General features: G+C 53.0%; 7 protein-coding genes and 1 pseudogene. 7 read left to right on the forward strand and 1 reads right to left on the reverse strand.

What is annotated here, in order from left to right; translation table 11 throughout:
- A partial coding sequence (locus VI895_00420; protein ID HLG18262.1) for a hypothetical protein occupies window positions 1-256 on the forward strand: 256 nt, incomplete at its 5' end.
- A gap of 545 nt (window positions 257-801) precedes the next feature.
- On the opposite strand, the gene VI895_00425 is transcribed toward VI895_00420, so the two are convergent.
- Complete coding sequence (locus VI895_00425; protein HLG18263.1) at window positions 802-1842, reverse strand: IS110 family transposase; 1041 nt, start codon at window positions 1840-1842, stop codon at window positions 802-804.
- 168 nt (window positions 1843-2010) lie between these two features.
- Here VI895_00425 and VI895_00430 point away from each other — a divergent pair, with 168 nt between their 5' ends.
- The 6 genes and pseudogenes from VI895_00430 (at window position 2011) to VI895_00455 (ending at window position 5032) form a co-directional block, all read left to right on the forward strand.
- Complete coding sequence (locus VI895_00430) at window positions 2011-2154, forward strand: hypothetical protein (protein ID HLG18264.1); 144 nt, start codon at window positions 2011-2013, stop codon at window positions 2152-2154.
- Window positions 2155-2202: 48 nt separating this feature from the next.
- Window positions 2203-3174: a hypothetical protein gene (locus VI895_00435; GenBank protein ID HLG18265.1), complete on the forward strand. Its 972-nt coding sequence runs from the start codon at window positions 2203-2205 to the stop codon at window positions 3172-3174.
- Window positions 3175-3318: 144 nt separating this feature from the next.
- Window positions 3319-3522: a hypothetical protein gene (locus VI895_00440; protein ID HLG18266.1), complete on the forward strand. Its 204-nt coding sequence runs from the start codon at window positions 3319-3321 to the stop codon at window positions 3520-3522.
- Window positions 3519-3860 carry a type II toxin-antitoxin system PemK/MazF family toxin gene (locus VI895_00445; GenBank protein HLG18267.1) on the forward strand — a complete coding sequence of 114 codons (342 nt, stop codon included), beginning with the start codon at window positions 3519-3521 and terminating at the stop codon, window positions 3858-3860. The genes VI895_00440 and VI895_00445 overlap by 4 nt, the downstream gene beginning before the upstream one ends.
- An 8-nt stretch (window positions 3861-3868) precedes the next feature.
- The gene (locus tag VI895_00450) at window positions 3869-4405 is read left to right on the forward strand and encodes an NYN domain-containing protein (GenBank protein ID HLG18268.1); all 537 of its coding nucleotides are present in this window, start codon (window positions 3869-3871) and stop codon (window positions 4403-4405) included.
- Window positions 4406-4826: 421 nt separating this feature from the next.
- Window positions 4827-5032: pseudogene (locus VI895_00455) on the forward strand (hypothetical protein).

The following is a 5032-nucleotide window of genomic DNA, read 5'->3' on the forward strand; positions in this document are numbered from 1 at the left end:
ACTCCCGATCGAATGTCCGCACTGTCGCCAAGAAATGCGGCTCCTCGGGTTCGTGACGCACCCCGCGGAGATCGGAATTCTCGCTCCCCAGGCCTGCCGCGCCCCACCGCTAAAACCGGTCGAATCCTTCTTCGATCGGCAGGGGAAGACTCCCTTCCTCGTCGCGGCCGAGGAACCGAGGCCCTACGAATCCTCCGACTTCAACCAGGTCCGAGAAGAATCCAACGCCGATTTCGATCAGCGCCAGACCGGGTAACGGAGTTCTTCGCGTTCGTTTCCCCTTTTCAATCCCTTTCCGTCCGTTCCGGGGGCCATGGCCCCCCTCTCTTCCTGAATTCCTCCTCGTTTCCCGTTCCAACAGGAGCCGAGGGGACTCGAAGACCCTCTCTCTTCGCTTTGGCTGCGTACATTCCTAGCCCAATACAATCGTCGGATTTCTAAAAGTTACCCGTTAGCGGACGTCAAGCTTTTGTCGTAAGCGAATCCGGCTACCTTCAATTTCATGTCATTGCGGCTGTCCTCCAGAAAATTGGATCGTTTATTGGCCCCAGGATCCATCATTTCGAATGACCCGAGGGTTCAGGTACCCCCGAAAATGGAATCTGCGCGGTGGATGTCGGGTCGGTCCGTTCGCCGTTTCGAGCTCACGCAAAGGTGGCTCAGGAGGATGTTTCGGAAGGCGCCTTCTCTCGTAAAACGGACTCGTGTTCTGGTCCTGTAACTTTCCGAAGTACGTCTTCGTTGGACTCCGACTCGGTTCTCCTCGCTCGGATCCCAATCGTTGGAGGAATCTTTCTTTCCCTAGACCGCCAAACAGCGCTCCAAGGAAAACACTTCGCCTCGCTTGAGCAGAATGTAAACGCCGATCAAGAGCCGACGCGCCAGAGCCATCCGGACTTTGTTCTTGTGCATTCGTCGCAACAGAGGCTTCGCCCACGCTTGAGCGAGTCGGTTAGTCTTGAGGAGACGGACCGCCCACTCCCCTAAAATCCACCTCAACTCTCGATTCCCTCGCTTCGTTAATCGCCCGTGATGCTTCGTATCGGCCGATTGAGATACTCGAGGAACCAGGCCCGCATACGCCGCCACCGCCTTGGCATTGGCAAAACGATTCACATCCCCCAACTCATACACTAACGTGGCCGCCGTTTGCGGACCCACTCCCGGCAATGCCGTCCGAACGTTTCGGAGCTTCTCCTCTGCCGCTCTCTTGCGAATCTGTTCACTCAAGTGTTCGATCGTCTGTTGAATCGATTCCAAACTCGAAAGGAGAGACGAAAAACAGACGTTCAACTCCTCGGTCGGAAACAAAAGCCTCTTCAACTGTTCCATACTCCTCGTCCCATACAACACCACCCGGGCCGGCAGCTTGTAGGCGTTCAAAAACGCTCGCAACTGACTCGTGATCTGTTTGCGAACCTTCACCAGGTGATGCCGCACCCGCAGAATCTTGCGAACCCCATATTCTTCCTCGGTCGGGTAGTACGTGGTTCCATAGGCGTCGATGTCTCCCAAGTACAATCGCCTCGCCAATTCTCTTGCGTCCCGACGATCCGTCTTCTTCCCCAGCATCTGAAGATTCAGTTTCACCGGATCCGCCACCACGATGCCCAGACCGGTTTCGTGACACGCGTTCACAAACCAGCGGTTCACCCCTACCGCCTCCACAACCAATCGACCTCCCTCTCGCCACGTCGTCAAACGTTCCACGACGATCCTTCCTTCCTCTCGCGTCTCGATCGATTCTCGAAATTCCTCGATCACCTCACCTCGCTCATCCAACACGCAGACTTGGATCACAGACTTGTGCAGATCGATCCCAATAGAGTATTTTGCTTGCATCGTCAGCTCCTTGAAAAGTTGGTTCAGACCAAACTACGTGCTCTGAGGATAACACCTCAGAGCACGGGCTGACGTCCGCTATACCGTCCTATTGAGCAAAAGTTACTATTGAGCTTATGATAACATCAGGTCATCATCGGTAGAACCACCATCAATATCGATGAGCCTGTGTTGCGCGATGTCCGCCGGCTTCAGGAAATCACCAACGTGGCCTACGAACCCAAAGATCCCGAGATCGTTCAAAACATCAAGGATACGCTCGCCTCTTTCCTTCGGCTTTTGAAGCCGTCCGGGATCGACTTTGAAATCTAGGAAACGAGAGGTAATCGCGAAATGACGATTACTTAATTTAACGCGTCTATGCACAATTTCATCAGCCTTGGAGTGATGCTCTCCTCCTTTATTGGTGTGACCGCCCTAGGCGTGACATTGGATTGGGGGGAAGTGCCGAATCACTGTGCCGGAGTGAAGGATCGTAAGATCGTGACCGTTGATCACGGCGAGAAGGGAAAGGCCTTTATCGAATGCCAAGATGAAGAACAGGACGGAAAAGAAATCTGGAAAAATGAGAAAGGGAAAGTAACGAGGGAGGCCAATTACAATAATGGAACACTTCAATATCGTCGTGACTGGTATGATGACGGAACACCTCAGGGATATATTTATCAGGGACCCAAGGTTGTTTTCGAATACAGTATACAGTGGGACGAATCTGGAAACGTCCAATATGAAGAGGGAGGTCCCCCTCCTTCTTCCATCACATTTCCATCCGATATTCGCAAACTACTTCCGAAGAAAGACCTTATCCCGCCCGATATCATTAAAAAGGGCAGCGCCTATATCGCTGGCGAGGTCGGACAAGAATATTTTGAGAACAACTACAAATTTGTTCGCCCGAAGTCCTCGTACAACAAATGGCATGTTAATCCCGACTACGAACTTACTTATGATTACGTGCCACTTTCCAGGGTCGATCCTGGCCGCTTGATCACGGTATCTGTAAGCGGGAATGAAGGTTCACAGCAAAAGGGTTTTGTCGCGGTTATAAAATCGTCTCCGGCGTCCGAAAAGCGAGTGATCATCGAACCAAAGATCACACGGCAGCAGGCTCTTCACATCATTTCAAAATTGAAACTTCCCAAGTTTGAAAAGACCTATGCCAATCTCAAATTAGACTCCGAGCTTTGGATTCCAGGGAATCGGGGGAATGCCGAGGGCTGGACGTGGATGCTTTATTATGATGATCCTGATTTTGGATGGACTGACACACCTATAGGATTTGTCACTATCGATGCAACCACAGGGAAGGTTCTCGATCAGCGCGGTTTATAGTTTTGAGCTTGCCCGCTTCGACGTAGAAGATTCTACGTGCGGGTTTTGAGAGCCCCCCTTGTATTGCTTGCGCCCGCGTGGTATTTAATAAGTATGAACTCAAATACCAAATCGAGCATCACTCTGCCCCCCGAGGAGCTCCGTATGGTCAAGGATCTTCAGTCCAAGCTGGCTCTCAAAACCAAAGTCGAGGTCGTCCGCCGTGGTCTTCGCCTCTTGAAGGACACGGTGGATCGAAATGAACTGCGCCGGGCTTTCCGTGAGGCTTCCAAGTCGACCCGGCGAACGCTTTCCGTGGAACTCGAAGAACTCGATTCTATCACCGCAGAGAACCTTGAAGACGAATGACCGTTGAACACGGCGTCCTTTATCTCGCAGATCTGAATCCGAGAACCGGAACCGAAGCCGGTAAAGTGCGGCCGGTCTTGGTGATACAGACAGACTTGTTGAATACGGCCGAACATCCGTCAACCTGGATACTGCCATGTACAACCCGTCTGACCGGTGCGAACGTTTTGCGGGTGTCGCTCCCCAAGGGAATCGCCGGAAATGCCGTGGAGTGTGAAGTCATGATCGATCAGAGCCGATCGATCGATAATCGGAGGTTTCGAAAGAAACTAAAACCAGTCCCCAAGCCGATCCTCTCCGAGATCAAACAAAAACTGAGACTGTTGGGAGATTTGTAGGCTGCCCAATGACCCGAATCCTGATCGACGGATACAACCTGCTCGCCGTCACAGGGCATCCGGATCGAGAAGCCCTGATTCGCTCACTCGTTGAATACAGAACCGTAAAGGGGCATCAGATCACGATTGTCTTTGACGGCACTCACGGCGGCACCGGCCACGGCGACCATTTCCAGACGGGCGGAATCGAAGTGATTTTTTCACCTCTTACCGTATCGGCCGACGATACGATCGAGAAAATGTTGGAGAAGCCGGACGCGTCCAATTGGATCGTTGTCAGCTCGGATCGGCGAATTCAGTCGGCTGCGGACCGCGCTCATGCATCGCCCATCTCTTTGCAAGAATTCGCTGGCAAGTTGAGACAGGGTTCCTCCCCCGCTTCCTCAACCGTACCTCCCTGGCTCGAGGGAAGAACGGACGAGGGACCAAGGAACGAAAACAAAGGCGCCTCGTCCCGGCTTTCCAAGATATGCTGTATCAAAATTTTCTTGGATCCCTTACCGCCACGTGAGTCTGTAAGCACTGGTCGGATCTACGCTCATTAACGCAATTCGACTTGCCAACGTTTGGATTCAGCCGTCATGACGGTATGAGACCCCACGTATACCAGAAGGTCTACCCCTCCCGCTTTCAGGCTTTGCTCGGCCTCTTTCGTTCGTGCGTCGATCCCTCCCAACCCCCGGGCTTCATCCTTCCGTACAACCCTCCCATTCTTGAAATTTCCTTCATGCCCCGAGTGAGCCTCGGCTCTCTCTATCCTCCCCTATTTCCCGCTTCTCCATCCTCGTTCGTCTCCCTTTTCACATCGGTCGCGTCTATATTCCCTCCCAACCCCCGGGCTTCATCCTTCCGTACAACCCTCCCATTCTTGAAATTTCCTTTTAGGCGGCGTACTTCAGCCGAGAGTGGGGGCATCCGGTCGCTTTAGTGAAAGGACTTCGCGTGGGACAGATGCTGGAAGCCGCGCACGAAAGAAAAATGGAGCTTCTGTACAGCATCGGCGGCAATCTCTTCGAGACGATGCCGGATCCTACGTACATGCGCGAAGCGATGGAGCGCGTTCCGTTGCGCGTTCATCAGGACATTGTGTTCAACCGATCCACCGTCCTGGAAGGGGAAGAAGTCATCGTTTTACCCGCCCAGACACGCTACGAGCAGCGCGGCGGGGGAAC

It is taken from the genome of Bdellovibrionota bacterium, assembly GCA_035292885.1.
GTDB lineage: Bacteria > Bdellovibrionota_G > JALEGL01 > JALEGL01 > DATDPG01 > DATDPG01.

Coding starts and splice junctions, on each gene's coding strand:
- VI895_00425 (HLG18263.1), bottom strand. CDS start 1,842: ATGCAAGCAAAATACTCTATTGGGATCGATCTGCACAAGTCTGTGATC.
- VI895_00435 (HLG18265.1), top strand. CDS start 2,203: ATGCACAATTTCATCAGCCTTGGAGTGATGCTCTCCTCCTTTATTGGT.
- VI895_00440 (HLG18266.1), top strand. CDS start 3,319: ATGGTCAAGGATCTTCAGTCCAAGCTGGCTCTCAAAACCAAAGTCGAG.
- VI895_00445 (HLG18267.1), top strand. CDS start 3,519: ATGACCGTTGAACACGGCGTCCTTTATCTCGCAGATCTGAATCCGAGA.
- VI895_00450 (HLG18268.1), top strand. CDS start 3,869: ATGACCCGAATCCTGATCGACGGATACAACCTGCTCGCCGTCACAGGG.